Origin of the sequence: Geodermatophilus chilensis (assembly GCF_002802985.1) — a bacterium.
GTDB classification, from domain to species: Bacteria; Actinomycetota; Actinomycetes; order Mycobacteriales; family Geodermatophilaceae; genus Geodermatophilus; species Geodermatophilus chilensis.
Map to the genome: position 1 here is coordinate 1 of NZ_NVPT01000026.1, position 15,168 is coordinate 15,168.

At 74.4% G+C, this 15,168-nt stretch carries 12 protein-coding genes and 1 pseudogene; 8 read left to right on the plus strand and 5 right to left on the minus strand.

Annotated elements, in window-relative coordinates; all coding sequences use genetic code 11:
- The 3 genes and pseudogenes from CNO22_RS28905 to CNO22_RS06505 all read right to left on the minus strand — a co-directional run.
- Positions 1-117 (minus strand): annotated as a pseudogene (locus tag CNO22_RS28905) (IS5/IS1182 family transposase); the annotation flags it as partial.
- 113 nt (positions 118-230) lie between these two features.
- On the minus strand, positions 231-2,213 hold the full coding sequence (locus tag CNO22_RS06500; protein WP_100498538.1) for an AAA family ATPase: 1,983 nt from the start codon (positions 2,211-2,213) through the stop codon (positions 231-233).
- Positions 2,210-3,190, minus strand: coding sequence for an aldo/keto reductase (locus CNO22_RS06505; protein WP_100498539.1), 981 nt, complete (start codon positions 3,188-3,190; stop codon positions 2,210-2,212). The genes CNO22_RS06500 and CNO22_RS06505 overlap by 4 nt, the downstream gene beginning before the upstream one ends.
- A gap of 167 nt (positions 3,191-3,357) precedes the next feature.
- Here CNO22_RS06505 and CNO22_RS06510 point away from each other — a divergent pair, with 167 nt between their 5' ends.
- The 5 genes from CNO22_RS06510 to CNO22_RS06530 all read left to right on the plus strand — a co-directional run bounded on the left by CNO22_RS06510 (position 3,358) and on the right by CNO22_RS06530 (position 6,926).
- Positions 3,358-4,191: an undecaprenyl-diphosphate phosphatase gene (locus tag CNO22_RS06510; RefSeq protein ID WP_100498540.1), complete on the plus strand. Its 834-nt coding sequence runs from the start codon at positions 3,358-3,360 to the stop codon at positions 4,189-4,191.
- 173 nt (positions 4,192-4,364) lie between these two features.
- Positions 4,365-5,066, plus strand: coding sequence for a histidine phosphatase family protein (locus tag CNO22_RS06515; protein WP_100498541.1), 702 nt, complete (start codon positions 4,365-4,367; stop codon positions 5,064-5,066).
- 48 nt (positions 5,067-5,114) lie between these two features.
- The gene (locus CNO22_RS06520; protein ID WP_100498542.1) at positions 5,115-5,666 is read left to right on the plus strand and encodes a DUF3090 family protein; all 552 of its coding nucleotides are present in this window, start codon (positions 5,115-5,117) and stop codon (positions 5,664-5,666) included.
- A 19-nt stretch (positions 5,667-5,685) separates the two neighbouring features.
- The gene (locus CNO22_RS06525) at positions 5,686-6,441 is read left to right on the plus strand and encodes an SCO1664 family protein (RefSeq protein WP_100498543.1); all 756 of its coding nucleotides are present in this window, start codon (positions 5,686-5,688) and stop codon (positions 6,439-6,441) included.
- A gap of 98 nt (positions 6,442-6,539) precedes the next feature.
- Positions 6,540-6,926 (plus strand): VOC family protein, encoded by a 387-nt coding sequence (locus CNO22_RS06530; protein WP_100498544.1) that lies wholly within the window; start codon positions 6,540-6,542, stop codon positions 6,924-6,926.
- A 91-nt stretch (positions 6,927-7,017) separates the two neighbouring features.
- Here the strand turns inward: CNO22_RS06530 and CNO22_RS06535 are convergent, their stop codons facing one another.
- A complete protein-coding gene (locus CNO22_RS06535) occupies positions 7,018-7,734 on the minus strand; it encodes a maleylpyruvate isomerase family mycothiol-dependent enzyme (RefSeq protein WP_100498545.1) in 717 nt (238 codons plus the stop codon).
- A gap of 104 nt (positions 7,735-7,838) precedes the next feature.
- On the opposite strand from CNO22_RS06535, the gene mshC reads away from it, so the two are divergent.
- Complete coding sequence (gene mshC, locus CNO22_RS06540; protein ID WP_100498546.1) at positions 7,839-9,119, plus strand: cysteine--1-D-myo-inosityl 2-amino-2-deoxy-alpha-D-glucopyranoside ligase; 1,281 nt, start codon at positions 7,839-7,841, stop codon at positions 9,117-9,119.
- Entirely contained in the window at positions 9,119-10,147 is a 1,029-nt protein-coding gene (locus CNO22_RS06545; RefSeq protein WP_100498547.1) for an HD domain-containing protein, read from the plus strand. The genes mshC and CNO22_RS06545 overlap by 1 nt, the downstream gene beginning before the upstream one ends.
- Before the next feature lie 195 nt (positions 10,148-10,342).
- On the opposite strand, the gene CNO22_RS06550 is transcribed toward CNO22_RS06545, so the two are convergent.
- The gene (locus CNO22_RS06550) at positions 10,343-11,206 is read right to left on the minus strand and encodes a PAC2 family protein (protein ID WP_100498548.1); all 864 of its coding nucleotides are present in this window, start codon (positions 11,204-11,206) and stop codon (positions 10,343-10,345) included.
- 115 nt (positions 11,207-11,321) lie between these two features.
- Between CNO22_RS06550 and metH the strand changes: the two genes are divergently transcribed.
- Positions 11,322-15,131, plus strand: coding sequence for a methionine synthase (gene metH / locus CNO22_RS06555; RefSeq protein ID WP_100498549.1), 3,810 nt, complete (start codon positions 11,322-11,324; stop codon positions 15,129-15,131).
- Positions 15,132-15,168 lie beyond the last annotated feature (37 nt).

A 15,168-nucleotide genomic window follows, 5' to 3' on the forward strand; every position in this document is an offset into this window, starting at 1 on the left:
CCCGTTGATCACCTGCCGGTGATCGTTCCAACGGCCGCCGCGGCGCGGCGTCCGGTCCGGCACGAGCGGCTCCAGCCGAGCCCACTCCGCATCAGTCAGGTCGTGACGATCGAGCACAGGCCAGGCCTACCGAACCCGCCGGTCAAGATCGCTGAGACACGCCCTAGTCGGAGCGGCCCCCTCCCGGGCACCGCCCCGAGCTTGCGAGGGGTGGAGAGGAGGGGGTCCTCTCACTCGGCGAGCAGCTGCGCCAGCCGGGTGCGCCGCGGCCGGACGTCGACCTCGCGCACCGCGCGGGCCAGCGCCGCACCGGAGGCGTGCACGACCGACAGGTGCCGCTGCGCGCGGGTCAGCGCGGTGTAGACCAGCGGCCGCGACAGCATCCCGCCGGCCTCCGGGGGCAGGACGACGACCACGCCGGGCCACTCGGAGCCCTGCGCGCGGTGCACGGTGATCGCCCAGCCGTGCCGCAGGTCGCTCATCGCCGACCCGCTGACGGTGACCGGGCCGGAGGAGAAGGCGACGTCGAGCGTGCCGTCGCCGGTGCCGGTGACCACGCCGACCTCGCCGTTGGCGAAACCGATCGGCTCCAGCTCCAGGTGGTTGGCGGTGGCCACCACCCGGTCGCCGACGTCGAAGCCCCACACCGTGCCGTCGCCCGGGTTCAACTTGGCCTTGAGCGCCTTGTTGAGCTCGATCGTCCCGGCCGGTCCGCGGTGCACCGGTGTGACGACCTGCACGGTCGCCGGGTCGATCCTGAGCGCCCGCGGGATCGAGTCGGTGACCAGCTGCACGACCCGCTTGGCCGCCTCCGCGCTGCCGGCGGCCGGGACGACGACGACCTCGCGGTCGGGGGAGTCCACCGGCGGCAGCTCCCCGGCCCGGACGGCGTTGGCCAGCCGGGCGATCGCGCCGCCCTCGGCCTGCCGGTAGAGGGTGGTCAGCTCGGTCACCGGGACGGCTCGTGAGTCGATGAGGTCGCCCAGCACGTGACCCGGGCCGATCGAGGGCAGCTGCGCGGGGTCGCCGACGAGCAGCAGGTGGGTGCCGTCCGGGCAGGCCTCCAGCAGCGCCGCGGTGAGCTCGACGTCGAGCATCGAGGCCTCGTCGACCACGACGACGTCGGCGTCCAGCGGCCACTCCTCGTTGCGGGCGAACCCGCCGGAGGTGCCCTGCGCGCCCAGCAGCCGGTGCACGGTGACCGCGGGGTGGTCGGTCAGCTCCTCCAGCCGCTTGGCCGCCCGGCCGGTGGGGGCGGCCAGCGCCACCTCGGTGCCCTTGGACTGCAGCAGCTTCACGACGGCGGCGACCGTGCGGCTCTTGCCGGTGCCCGGCCCGCCGGTCAGCAGCGAAACGCCGGCGCCGAGCACCTGGGCCACGGCCTGCTTCTGCGCGTCGTCCAGGCCCTTGGCCACCGAACGGACGGCGGCGGGGTCGGCGATCCGCTCGGCGGTGGCGGCCAGCCGGGCCACGTTCTCCGCGACCGCCTCCTCGGCCATGCCGTAGCGGGCCAGCGAGAGCATCCGCAGCGCCGGGTCGGGCTCGGGCAGCTCGTCGGGGTGGTCGGGGTCCAGGGCGCCGGCGTCCTCGTCGGCTGAGTCCTCCCCGCCCGCCCCGAACGGCGGCTCGTGCTCGAGCACCTCACCGGACTCGACCGCCGCGACGATCGCCGCGGCCGGGTCGGCCAGGCCCTCGGCGCGCAGTGCGGCCACGACCAGGTCGGCGGGGAGGACGGTGTGCCCGTCGCGGGTCGCCGTCCGCAGGGTCTGCGCGACGATCGCGCGCCCGCGGCGGCTGTCCTGCTTGTCGGCGCCGGGCAGGACGGCGATGGCCAGCCGGTCGGCGTCGCCGAGGGTGACCCCGGTCAGGCCGAGCAGCGCCCACGGGTCGTCGCGCAGCCGGCGGGCGGCGTCGTTGCCCAGGGCGTCGGCGGCGGTCGAGGCGAGCTTGGCGTCCAGGCCCGCGCCGACCAGCAGCTCGACGACCTCGTAGGTCGGTGCCGCCGACAGGAAGCTGGAGAACAGCCGCTCGGCGCGCTGCCGGCCCACGCGGGGCAGCTTCAGGAGCTTGTCGGCGGTGACGTCGTCCGGGGAGGTGATCCCGGCGGCCGGCAGCTCGGCGGCCGCGCGCTTGCCCAGGCCCGGCCACAGCCCCGCGGCGCAGAAGGCGGCGAAGACGGGGTCGGCGCCCGGCGTGGTCGGGGCGGCACTCACCGGTCGTACCGCCGCTCGGGGTAGCCGAAGTAGGGCGCCGAGACGTCCTCGAGCGCGGTGCGGATCGCCGCCGGCAGCCGCACCGCCTCCGCGTCCAGGGAGGACTGCAGCTGCTGCGCCGTGCGCGCCCCCACCACCGGGGCGGTGACGCCGGGACGGTCGCGCACCCAGGCCAGCGCCACCGCCAGCGGCGTGGTGCCCAGCCCCTCGGCGGCGGTGACGACGGCCTCGACGATGCGGTCGGCCGTGGCCGAGCGCAGCCCGTCGATGAAGCCCCGCCACTGCGCGGAGGCGCCCCGCGACCCGTCCGGCGCGCCCTGCCGGTACTTGCCGGTGAGCAGCCCGCGGCCCAGCGGCGACCAGGCCAGCACGCCCAGCCCCAGCGCCTCGGCCGCGGGCACCACCTCGCGCTCGACGCCGCGCTGCAGCAGCGAGTACTCCACCTGGGTGCCCACCAGCGGCACCCGGCCGGGCCAGGCCCGCTGCCAGGTGACCGCCTGCGCGGTCTGCCAGCCGGTGAAGTTGCTGATGCCGACGTAGCGCACCCGGCCCGAGGAGACGGCGGTGTCGCAGGCGGCGAGGGTCTCCTCCAGCGGGGTCGTCTCGTCCCAGGAGTGCAGCTGCCACAGGTCGACGTGGTCCAGGCCCAGCCGATCCAGCGAGGCGTCCAGCGCGGCGAGCAGGTGGCCGCGGGAGGCGCCGCGGCCCATCGGTCCGGGCGCGGTGCGCCCGACGGCCTTGGTCGCGACCAGCACGTCGGAACGGGGGACGACGTCGGCCAGCAGCCGGCCCAGGAGGCGCTCGCTCTCCCCGTCGCAGTAGACGTCGGCGGTGTCGACCAGCGTGCCGCCGGCGTCGACGAATGCCGTGAGCTGCATCGCGGCCTCGTCCTCGTCGGTGTCCCGGCCCCAGGTCATGGTGCCCAGGGCCAGGCGCGAGACGACCAGCCCGCTGCGCCCGAGTGCGCGTTGTTCCACGGGAGGCCAACCTACCGGCGGGTCCTGACGGGAGCCGGGGACCGCGGCCGTCCCTGCGTGCCGCGCCGAGGGCGGGTCGGGTGCGGCCTAGGGTGGCCTCCCGTGCTCCTCCGAACCACCTCTGCAGCCCGACCTTCGCGCACCCACCGACAGGAGTACCGCGGGCGATGAGCTGGATCGAGGCCGTCGTCCTGGGACTGGTCCAGGGCCTGACGGAGTTCCTGCCCATCTCCTCCAGCGCGCACCTGCGGGTGGTGGGGGAGGCGTTCGGCTGGGGGGACCCCGGCGCGGCGTTCACCGCGATCACCCAGATCGGCACCGAGGCCGCGGTGCTGCTCTACTTCCGCCGCGACATCGGCCGGATCATCAGCGCCTGGGTCCGCTCCCTGGGCGACCGCGCGATGCGCAGCGACCCCGACGCCCGGATGGGCTGGCTGATCATCGCGGGCACCCTGCCGATCGGGATCCTGGGCCTGCTGTTCCAGGACCGCATCGAGACCACCTTCCGCGACCTGCGCATCGTCGCGATCGCGCTGGTCGCCTTCTCGCTGGTCCTGTACTGGGCCGACCGGGCCGGCCGCAAGAAGCGGGAGCTGGACCAGCTGACCGTCGGGCACGGCATCGCCTTCGGGTTCGCGCAGGCCATGGCGCTGGTGCCCGGCGTCTCCCGCTCCGGCGGCACGATCACCATGGGCCTGTTCCTCGGCTACTCGCGGGCCGCGGCGGCGCGCTACTCCTTCCTGCTCGCCGTCCCCGCCGTCCTGGCCTCGGGTTTCTTCCAGGTCTACGAGGCGCTGACCGGCGGCGTCGCGGGGGAGGCGGTCTCCTGGGGGCCGACGATCCTGGCCACGGTGCTCGCCTTCGGCGTCGGCCTGGTCGTCATCGCCTGGCTGCTGCGCTACCTCGACCGCGGCAGCTTCACGCCGTTCGTCGTCTACCGGGTGGTGCTGGGCCTGCTCATCCTGGGCCTGGTCGGCAGCGGGGTGCTCGCCCCGCAGTGACGGCTGGGCCCTCCTACAGGGTCCCGCCGCGAGCCTGGTGAGGTCGTGGAACGGCCACCCTTCAGGGGCCCGCGCCGAGCTTGCGAGGCGCGGGGGGAAGGAGAAGGACCCCGTCCTCCCCACCCTTCGCGAGCTCAGGGCGGGACCCGGGACGGGGCCTAGGCTCGGGCGTCGTGACCACCGTGATCCTCCTGCGGCACGGCCGCACGACCACCAACGCCGGCGGCGTGCTCGCCGGCTGGACCCCGGGCGTGCAGCTCGACGAGACCGGCGAGCAGCAGGCCAGGGCGGTGGGGGAGCGGCTGGCGCCGGTGCCGCTGGCCGCCGTCGTCAGCAGCCCGCTCGAGCGCTGCCGGCAGACGGCGGGCGTCGTCCTCCCGGGGCGCGAGCTGGAGCTGGCCACCGACGACCGGCTCGGCGAGGCCCGCTACGGCGACTGGACCGGCCGCCCGCTCAAGGAGCTGGTCAAGGAGCCGCTGTGGAAGGTCGTGCAGCAGCACCCCTCGGCCGCGGTCTTCCCCGGCCCGGAGGGGGAGGGCCTGGCGCAGACGCAGGCCCGCGCGGTCGCCGCCGTCCGCGAGTGGAACGCCCGCCTGGGGCCGGACGCCGTGTGGCTGGCGTGCAGCCACGGCGACGTCATCAAGGCGATCCTGGCCGACGCCCTCGGCCTGCACCTGGACCAGTTCCAGCGGATCGTCGTCGACCCGGCCTCGGTCTCGGTCGTCACCTACACCGACACCCGGCCGTTCGTGGTGCGGATGAACGACACCGGCGGCGACGTCGCCGCCCTCGTCCCGCCCACGAAGAAGGGACGGCGCCGCCGCAAGGCCGACTCCGACGCCGTCGTCGGGGGCGGTGCGGGCGCGACCGTCTGACCTCGCCTCTCGGCGCGCCCGCCGCACCCGCCCGCGTAACCTGGCACCGTGCCACGCCAGCTGTTCCTCTTCGACCGCCCGTCCCGGTTCGTCGCCGGCACGGTGGGCCAGCCGGGCGACCGCACCTTCTACCTGCAGGCCGCCGACTCCTCCGGCCGCGTGGTCAGCGTGGCCCTGGAGAAGGCGCAGGTGCAGGTGCTCGCCGACCGGATGAACGAGCTGCTCGACGAGGTCGCCACCCGCCCGGGCACCGTCGTCCCGCCGGACGCCGAGGTCGACGACCTCGAGCCGCTGACCGCCCCGATCGACGAGGAGTTCCGGGTCGCGGCGATGGGCCTGGCGTGGGACGGCGAGGCGCAGGCCGTCGTCGTCGAGGCCGTGGCCGCCGGCGAGGAGCCGGTCGAGGAGGACGTCATCCTCTCCGACAGCGAGGAGGGCCCCGACGCGCTGCGGGTGACCATCACACCGGCCGCCGCCCGCGCCTTCGTCGTCCGGGCCCGCCGGGTCGTGGCCGCCGGCCGCCCGGCCTGCCCGCTGTGCTCGCTCCCGCTGGACCCCGCCGGGCACGTGTGCCCGCGGCAGAACGGCTACCGCCGCTGAGCCCGGTCCGGCCGCCCCGATGACCGAGCGCCCCGCCGACCCGGCCGCGGGTCTGCGCCCCCCGGCCGACGACGCCGAGGCCCGGCTGCTGCTGCTCGAGGGCGAGATCGACCTCGAGGGCCGGATGCTCGACGCCAGCAACGTCACGCTGGTCGGCTACGTCCGCACCGGCGAGCTCGAGGCCGAGTGCGTCTACAAGCCGGTCGCCGGCGAGCGGCCGCTGTGGGACTTCCCCGACGGCACCCTCGCCGGCCGCGAGGTGTCCGCGGCGCTGGTCAGCGAGGCGACCGGCTGGGGGGTCGTGCCGCCGACCGTGCTGCGCGACGGCCCGTTCGGGCCCGGCATGGTGCAGCTGTGGATCGACGGCGACCCCGACGTGGACCTCGCCGCGTTCGTCCGCTCGGACGACCCCGGCCTGCGCCGGATGGCGGTGTTCGACGCCGTCGTCAACAACGCCGACCGCAAGGGCGGCCACATCATCCCGACGTCCGACGGGCACGTGTACGGCGTCGACCACGGCATCTGCTTCTCCGTCGACCCCAAGCTGCGCACCCTGCTGTGGCGCTGGGCCGGGCAGCCGCTGCCCGCTGAGGCGCTCGAGGTGCTGGAGAAGCTCACCGGCGACCTGCTGGGTGACCTCGGCGAGCAGCTGCACGAGCACCTGACCCGGCGCGAGGTGCGGCGCACCCAGCAGCGGGTCGCCGAGCTGCTGCGCACCGGCCGGCACCCGCAGCCCAGCGGCGACTGGCCCGCCCTGCCCTGGCCGCCCTTCTAGGAGCCGGGCGGGTCCTCCGCGCACCGAGTGCGACCGACTCGTGGTGATCGGAGCCTGATCGCCACGACGTCGTCGCACTCGTGCGGCACCATCTCCCCGTGCCGCACCGATCGCGCCTGGCCGTCCTCATGCTCGACCTGCCGCCCGAGCTGCACGCCGCCGGGCGGGCCTTCTGGTCCGGCGCCACCGGTCACGACGTGTCCCCGGACCCGTCGGACGAGAACTGGTCGTCGCTGGGCTCGTTCGCCGGCGGCTTCCACCTCGAGGTGCAGCGCACCGGGCACGGGACACCACCCCGGTGGCACGTCGACGTCGAGACCGACGACGTCGACGCGGAGGTGGCCCGGCTGGAGGCGCTGGGAGCGCTGCGGATCGCCGACATGGGCGGCTTCTGGCAGATGAAGGACCCCGCCGGGATGGTCTTCGACGTCGTCGGCGTCCAGACCGGCGAGGACTTCGAGCGGCACGCCACCACCTGGCCCTGAGGTAGCGCTCCGCGGCGATCATCGGCGGACGGCTGCCCCTCCCGGCCTGTCGAGCAGCCACCCGCCGATGATCACGGTCGGCGGGGAAGTGCTACTCCGGGCGCACCAGGTCGAACATCGCGGCGGCCTGCAGCCCGTCGCCGTCCACCGTGAGCACCTCCAGCGGCACCCGCCGCCAGACCGCGAGCAGCAGGTCGCCGGCGGTGCCGGTGAGCCGGGCGATCGGCACCGGCCGCGAGCCCGGGAACAGCACCCGCTCGACGCCGGCGTCCACCGCGTGCAGGACGACGGGGTGCGCACCCTCCGGCGGCCCGTCCGGCAGCGCGCCGGGGACCACCACCTCCAGCCACTCGTCGAGGCCGTCGAGGCCGACGTCGGTGCGGATCGGCCGCACGTCGCCGAGCACCTGCTCGACGTCGGCGGTGTGCACGACCGCCTCCATCGCCTGCCGGCGGAGCACGAAACCGACGTCCTGCCGGGGTGCCCAGGTCCACACCCGCTCGGCCGGGTCGGCGCCGGCCAGCACCGTCTCCAGCTCCGCCGACTGGGCCAGGCCGAACGCGAGCAGCTCCTCGTCCGGACGGCGGACCGGCCCGGCGTAGGCCCCGGGATCGCTCGCGCGGGTGCGCACCACCCAGGCCCAGAAGTGCTGGACCTCGGCCAGGTGCCAGACCAGGTCGGCCAGCGTCCACCCCGGGCAGCCGGGCACCGGCGCCTGCCAGCCGCGGGCCAGCACCGCCTCGGCGGCGGCGTCGGCGAAGCGGGCGTCGGCCTCCTGCAGCACCTGCACGTACTCGTCGAGCTCCACGGTCCCTCCTCCGGCGGGCGGCGCCAGGGTCCTCCGAGGCGCCAGGCCCTCCGACAGGATGAGGGCCGACCGGCCGGGTGGGTACCCGCCTCTAGGCTCGGTACGTGCTCGCCTGGCCCGCCCCGCTCCTCCCGACCCTCCCGGGCACCGGTCCGGTCCTCAAGCTGCACGACACCGCACGGGGGGAGGTGGTCGCCACCTCCCCGGACACGACGGCGCGGATGTACGTCTGCGGCATCACCCCGTACGACGCCACGCACCTCGGCCACGCCGCCACCTACCTGGCCTTCGACCTGGTCAACCGGGTGTGGCGGGACGCCGGCCACGCCGTCCACTACGTGCAGAACGTCACCGACATCGACGACCCGCTGCTCGAGCGGGCCGAGCGGGACGGCGAGGACTGGGTCGTGCTCGGCATGCGCGAGACCGCGCTGTTCCGCGAGGACATGACCGCGCTGCGGGTGCTCCCGCCCGACGACTACGTGGGCGCGGTCGAGTCGGTGCCGCACATCGTCGCCCACGTGGAGACGCTGCTCGACGAGGGCCTGGCCTACGTGCTCGACGACGGCACCGGCGACGTCTACCACGACGTCGCGCAGGCCCCCGGCTTCGGCAGCGAGTCCGGCTACGACGAGGCCACCATGCTGCGGTACTCCGCCGAGCGCGGCGGCGACCCCGACCGCCCGGGCAAGCGCAACCGGCTCGACCCGATGCTGTGGCGCGGCGAGCGGCCGGGGGAGCCGTCCTGGCCCGGCCCGCGCGGCATCGCCGGGCGTCCCGGCTGGCACATCGAGTGCGCCACGATCGCCCTGGAGACGATCGGGATGGGCTTCGACGTCCAGGGCGGCGGCAGCGACCTGGTCTTCCCGCACCACGAGTTCTCCGCCGTCCACGCCGAGGCGCTGACGGCCATCAAGACCGGGGTGAAGCAGCCCTTCGCCCGGGCCTACGTGCACGCGGCGATGATCGGCCTGGACGGCGAGAAGATGAGCAAGAGCCGCGGCAACCTGGTCTTCGTCTCCAAGCTGCGCGGCGAGGGCGTCGACCCGATGGCCATCCGCCTGGCGCTGCTGGCCGGGCACTACCGCACCGACCGCGCCTGGACGCCGGACCTGCTGGCCACCGCCGAGCAGCGGCTGGCCACCTGGCGGCGTGCGGTGGCCCGCGACGCCGGCGCGCCGGCCGCCCCGGTGCTGCAGGGGCTGCGCGAGCGGCTCACCGACGACCTGGACAGCCCCGGCGCCATCGCGCTGGTCGACTCCTGGGCGGCGGAGACCCTGGCCGGGGGAGCGGACCAGGAGGAGGAGTCGCCGCGGATCGTCTGCGACGCGGTCGACGCCCTGCTCGGAGTCGCCCTCGACGGCCCCGCGCCCCAGTCGCGCTGATGGGCGGGGGGTCCTTCCGCCTGGTCGACCGGGCGTCCCGGGAGCGCGAGGAGGAGGCCCTCGCGCCGGCGGCCACGCGGTCGGCCGCCACCCGCGGCCGCGCCGTCCCCGAGGCCGAGGACCCCCTGCGCACCGCCTTCGAGCGCGACCGCGACCGGATCCTGCACGCCAAGGCCTTCCGTCGGCTCAAGCACAAGACGCAGGTCTTCCTCAACCCCGACGGCGACCACTTCGTCACCCGGCTGACCCACACGCTGCAGGTCACCCAGGTCGCCCGCTCGCTGGCCCGCGCGCTGGGCCTCAACGAGGCCCTCGCCGAGGCGATCGCGCTGGGCCACGACCTGGGCCACTCGCCGTTCGGCCACATCGGCGAGGACGCGCTGGAGCCCTACGTCCCCGGCGGCTGGCACCACGCCGCCCAGGGGGTGCGGATCGTCGAGGTGCTCGAGCACCTCAACCTCACCTGGGAGGTCCGCGACGGCATCCGGGCGCACAGCTGGAAGATCACCCCGCCGCCGACCACCCGCGAGGCCGAGTGCGTGCGCTACGCCGACCGCATCGGCTACCTGTCCCACGACGCGCTGGACGCCGTCCGGGCCGGGGTGCTACAGGTCGGCGACCTCCCGGCCCGGGCGCGCGCGGTGTTCGGCGACCCGGGTAGCCGGATGGTCGGCGCGATGATCGACGCCGTCGTCGCCGGTTCGCTGGCCGACGGGGGAGTGGTGGTCATGGCGCCCGAGCCGCTGGAGGCCATGCACGAGCTGCGGGCCTTCATGTTCGAGCGGGTGTACGCCTCGGAGACCGCGGCCGGGCAGAAGCAGCTGGCCATCGACGTCACCCGGCGGCTGGTCGACCACCACCTGGCCCACCCCGAGCTCATCCCGGCGACCTACCGCGACACCTCGGCCGACCCGGTCACCCAGGTCGTCGACTACGTGTCCGGGATGACCGACCGGTACGCGCTGTCCACGCACGACCGGCTCTTCGACGCCGACGCGACGTCGGCCATGCGACCGCTGCTCCGATAGCGGCGCTGCGCGCCGCACCGCGGCCTCGCCGTCCGACGACGACCGTTATCCCCAACTCCCGCGCGAGATCGGCGGTCTCGTGGCGATCAGACGCTGATGACCACGAGATCGCCGATCTCGTCAGAAGGACAGCGGGCGGCCCCGTCCCGGGCCCCGCCCTGAGCCTGCGAAGGGTGGGGAGGACGGGGTCCTCCTTCAGTTGGGGGAGGAGCCCCGACGGCGCAGGTAGCGCTCGAACTCCCGGGCGATCTGGTCGCCGTTGGCCTGGGACAGGTCGCTCTCGGTGGCCCGCTCCTCGAGCGAGCGCACGTACTCGACGACCTCGGCGTCCTCGTTGGCCATCTCGTCGACGGTCTGGACCCACTCGTCGGCCTGCTGCGGCAGCGCACCCAGGGGCACGGTGAGCTCGAGGACCTCCTCGACCCGCTGCAGCAGCGCCACCGTCGCCCGGGGGGACGGCGGCTGCGACACGTAGTGGGGGACCGCGGCCCAGAAGCTGATCGCCGGCAGCCCGGCCTGCACGCAGGCGTCCTGGAACACGCCGAGGATGCCGGTGGGCCCCTCGTAGCGGGACGTCTCCAGACCCCACTTCTCGGCCGACTCGGTGTCGTAGGCCGAGCCGCTGACCGGCGTGGGGCGGGTGTGCGGGGTGTCGGCGAGCAGCGCGCCCAGCCCGATCACGGTGCGCGCGTCGAGCTCCTGGCACAGCTCGATGAGCTCCTCGCAGAAGCCGCGCCAGCGCATGTTGGGCTCGATGCCGCGGATCAGGACGACGTCGCGGCCGGAGTCCGGCGGGCGGGCCACGGAGATGCGCGTGGTGGGCCACTCGATCCGGCGGCTGACCCCGCCGATGAGCGAGACGGTGGGCCGGTTGACCTGGAAGTCGTAGTAGTCCTCGGGGTCCAGCGCGGCGAGCGGGGTGGCGTCCCAGATCAGCTCGAGGTGCTCCAGCGCCCCGGTGGCGGCGTCCCCGGCGTCGTTCCAGCCCTCGAAGGCGACGACCACCACCGGGTCGTCGAGCCGGGGCAGGTCCTCAGGGGTGGACTTCGGGTCGATCACCCCTGCGAGCCTACGTCGATCGCGCGCCACCGCCCTGCTGCGCGACCCGGATGACGGGACCGGCGTCCCCCGCGGGGGCGACCGGCCCACCCCCGCGGGCGGCTACCCTGGCTCGGTGCAGTCCCGCATCGAGTCGCCCGCCCTCCGTCCGGACGCGACCGCGGGGCTGACGGCGCTGCTCGGGCAGCGGATCCTCGTGCTCGACGGCGCCATGGGGACGGCGATCCAGCGCGACCGGCCCGACGAGGCCGGGTACCGCGGCGAGCGCTTCGCCGACTGGCACACCGACGTCCAGGGCAACAACGACCTGCTGGTGCTCACGCAGCCCGAGCTGGTGGCCGGTATCCACCGCGAGTACCTCGAGGCCGGCGCGGACCTCATCGAGACCAACACCTTCAACGCCACGGCGATCTCGCTGCGCGACTACGCGATGTCCGACCTCGCGTACGAGATCAACGTGGCGGCGGCCCGGCTGGCCCGCCGCGAGGCCGACGCGATGAGCGCCCGCACCCCCGAGCGGCCGCGCTACGTCGCCGGCGCGCTCGGCCCGACCAGCCGGACGGCGTCCATCTCGCCGGACGTCAACGACCCCGGCGCCCGCAACGTCACCTTCGACGAGCTGGTCGAGGCCTACCTGGAGCAGGCCGACGGCCTGGTCGACGGCGGGGTCGACGTCCTGCTCGTCGAGACGGTCTTCGACACGCTCAACGCCAAGGCGGCGGTCTTCGCGCTGGAGACGCTGTTCGAGCAGCGCGGCCGGCGCTGGCCGGTGATGGTCTCGGGCACGATCACCGACGCCTCCGGCCGCACGCTCTCGGGCCAGGTCACCGAGGCGTTCTGGCACTCGATCCGGCACGTCCGCCCGCTGCTGGTCGGCCTCAACTGCGCCTTGGGCGCCGCGGAGATGCGGCCCTACCTGGCCGAGCTCTCCCGGGTCGCCGACACGTACATCTCCTGCTACCCGAACGCCGGCCTGCCCAACGCCTTCGGCGAGTACGACGAGTCTCCGGAGGAGACCGCGGCGGTCCTCGCCGAGTTCGCCGACGCCGGCTTCGTCAACCTGGTCGGCGGCTGCTGCGGGACCACCCCCGCGCACGTCGCCGCGATCGCCGCCACGGTCGAGGGCCGCACCCCGCGGACGCCGCCGCAGGTGCGCCCGGCGCTGCGGCTGTCCGGCCTCGAGCCGCTGACCGTCGACGAGGACTCGCTGTTCGTCAACGTCGGCGAGCGGACGAACATCACCGGCTCGGCCCGCTTCCGCACCCTCATCCGCGCCGGTGACTACCCGACCGCCCTCGCCGTCGCCCGCCAGCAGGTGGAGGCCGGCGCGCAGGTCATCGACGTCAACATGGACGAGGGGATGATCGACGGCGTCGAGGCGATGGACCGCTTCCTCAAGCTGGTCGCCGCCGAGCCCGACATCTGCCGCGTGCCGGTGATGGTCGACTCCTCGAAGTGGGAGGTCATCGAGGCCGGCCTCAAGTGCGTGCAGGGGAAGTCGATCGTCAACTCCATCTCCCTCAAGGCGGGGGAGGAGGAGTTCGTCCAGCAGGCCCGGCTGTGCCGCAAGCACGGTGCTGCCGTCGTCGTCATGGCCTTCGACGAGCAGGGCCAGGCCGACTCCCTGGAGCGCCGCCAGCAGATCTGCCGACGGGCCTACGACATCCTCGTCGACCAGGTCGGCTTCCCGGCCGAGGACGTCATCTTCGACCCCAACGTCTTCGCCGTCGCCACGGGCATCGAGGAGCACGCGCGCTACGGGCTGGACTTCATCGAGGCCACCCGCTGGATCAAGCAGAACCTGCCCGGGGCGCTGGTCTCCGGCGGCGTCTCGAACGTGTCGTTCTCCTTCCGCGGCAACAACCGCGTGCGCGAGGCGATCCACGCGGTGTTCCTCTTCCACGCCATCGCGGCCGGCATGGACATGGGCATCGTCAACGCCGGGGCCCTCGAGGTCTACGACGAGGTGCCCGAGCGGCTGCGCGAGCGGATCGAGGACGTGGTCCTCGCCCGCCGCCCCGACGCCACCGAGCGGCTGCTGGAGATCGCCGCCGAGTACGCCGGGGACGGCGCCGCGAAGGAGGTCGCCTCCGAGGAGTGGCGCGCGCTGCCGGTCGGGGAGCGCATCACGCACGCGCTGGTGAAGGGCATCGACGGGTTCGTCGAGGCCGACACCGAGGAGCTGCGCGCGCAGATCGCCGCGCGCGGCGGCCGGCCGATCGAGGTCATCGAGGGTCCGCTGATGGGCGGCATGAACGTCGTCGGCGACCTGTTCGGCGCCGGGAAGATGTTCCTGCCGCAGGTGGTCAAGTCCGCCCGCGTGATGAAGAAGGCCGTCGCCTACCTGGTGCCCTTCATCGAGGCCGAGAAGCAGCCCGGGGACGTCGAGCGCAGCAACGGCAAGGTCGTCATGGCCACCGTGAAGGGCGACGTCCACGACATCGGCAAGAACATCGTCGGCGTCGTCCTGCAGTGCAACAACTACGACGTCGTCGACCTCGGCGTCATGGTGCCGGCGCAGCGGGTCCTCGACACCGCCAAGCAGGAGGGCGCCGACGTCATCGGCCTGTCCGGGCTGATCACGCCGTCCCTCGACGAGATGAGCAACCTGGCCGCCGAGATGGAGCGGCAGGGCTTCGACATCCCGCTGCTCATCGGCGGGGCGACGACCTCGCGCGCGCACACCGCGGTCAAGGTGGCCCCGCGCTACCACGGCCCGGTCATCTGGGTGAAGGACGCTTCCCGGTCGGTGCCGGTCGTGGCCGCGCTGCTGTCCAACGAGCAGCGGCCCAAGCTGCTGGCCGACGTCGAGACCGAGTACGCCGGCCTGCGCGAGCGGCACGCCGCCCGGCAGGACACCCGCGCGCTGCTGCCGCTGGAGGCCGCCCGCGCCGCCGCGCCGGCGCTCGACTGGTCGGGCTACGTCCCGCCGCGGCCGCGGATGCTGCTGCAGCAGGCGCGGGACGTCTGCAGCGGGCCGGACTGCGACCACCTGCACGGCCGGGTCGTGCAGTTCACCCGCGTCTTCGACGACTACCCGCTCGAGGAGCTGCGCGGCTACATCGACTGGCAGCCGTTCTTCAGCGCCTGGGAGATGCGCGGCCGGTTCCCCGACATCCTGCACAACCCGGCGACCGGCGAGGCCGCGCGGCGGCTGTACGAGGACGCGCAGGAGATGCTCGACCGGATCGTCGAGGAGCACTGGCTGCGGGCGAAGGGCGTGTTCGGCCTGTTCCCGGCCAACCGGGTGGACGGCGAGGACATCGAGGTCTACACCGACGAGTCGCGCACCGCCGTCCGGACGACGCTGCACCAGCTGCGCCAGCAGACCGAGGGCCGCGACGGCGCACCGCGCAAGTCGCTGGCCGACTTCGTCGCCCCCAGGGAGACCGGGCTGCGCGACTACGTCGGGGCGTTCGCGGTCACCGCGGGCCTGGGCTCGGCCGAGCGGGTCGCGGCGTTCAAGGCGGCCAACGACGACTACAGCGCGATCCTGCTCGAGGCGCTGGCCGACCGGCTGGCCGAGGCGTTCGCCGAGCGGCTGCACGAGCGGGTGCGCCGGGAGTTCTGGGGCTACGCCGCCGACGAGCACCTGGACAACGACGCGCTGATCGCCGAGCGGTACCGCGGCATCCGCCCGGCGCCGGGCTACCCCGCCTGCCCGGAACACACCGAGAAGCGGACCATCTGGGAGCTGCTCGACGTCGAGGCGAGCACCGGCATCACGCTGACCGAGAGCATGGCCATGTGGCCCGGCGCCGCGGTCAGCGGCCTGTACCTCGCCCACCCGCAGTCGCGCTACTTCGTCCTGGGCCGGCTCGGCCGCGACCAGGTCGAGGACTACGCGCGGCGCAAGGGCTGGACGCTCGCCGAGGCCGAGCGCTGGCTGTCACCGAACCTCGGGTACCGCACCGACGACGAGTGAGGGGACGGTCACCTCGTCGCCCCGCCCGGGGACCGGC

Excerpts from the sequence above, each read along its gene's own strand:
- CNO22_RS06510 (WP_100498540.1), top strand. The coding sequence starts at position 3,358 with ATGAGCTGGATCGAGGCCGTCGTCCTGGGACTGGTCCAGGGCCTGACG.
- CNO22_RS06545 (WP_100498547.1), top strand. The coding sequence starts at position 9,119 with ATGGGCGGGGGGTCCTTCCGCCTGGTCGACCGGGCGTCCCGGGAGCGC.
- CNO22_RS06525 (WP_100498543.1), top strand. The coding sequence starts at position 5,686 with ATGACCGAGCGCCCCGCCGACCCGGCCGCGGGTCTGCGCCCCCCGGCC.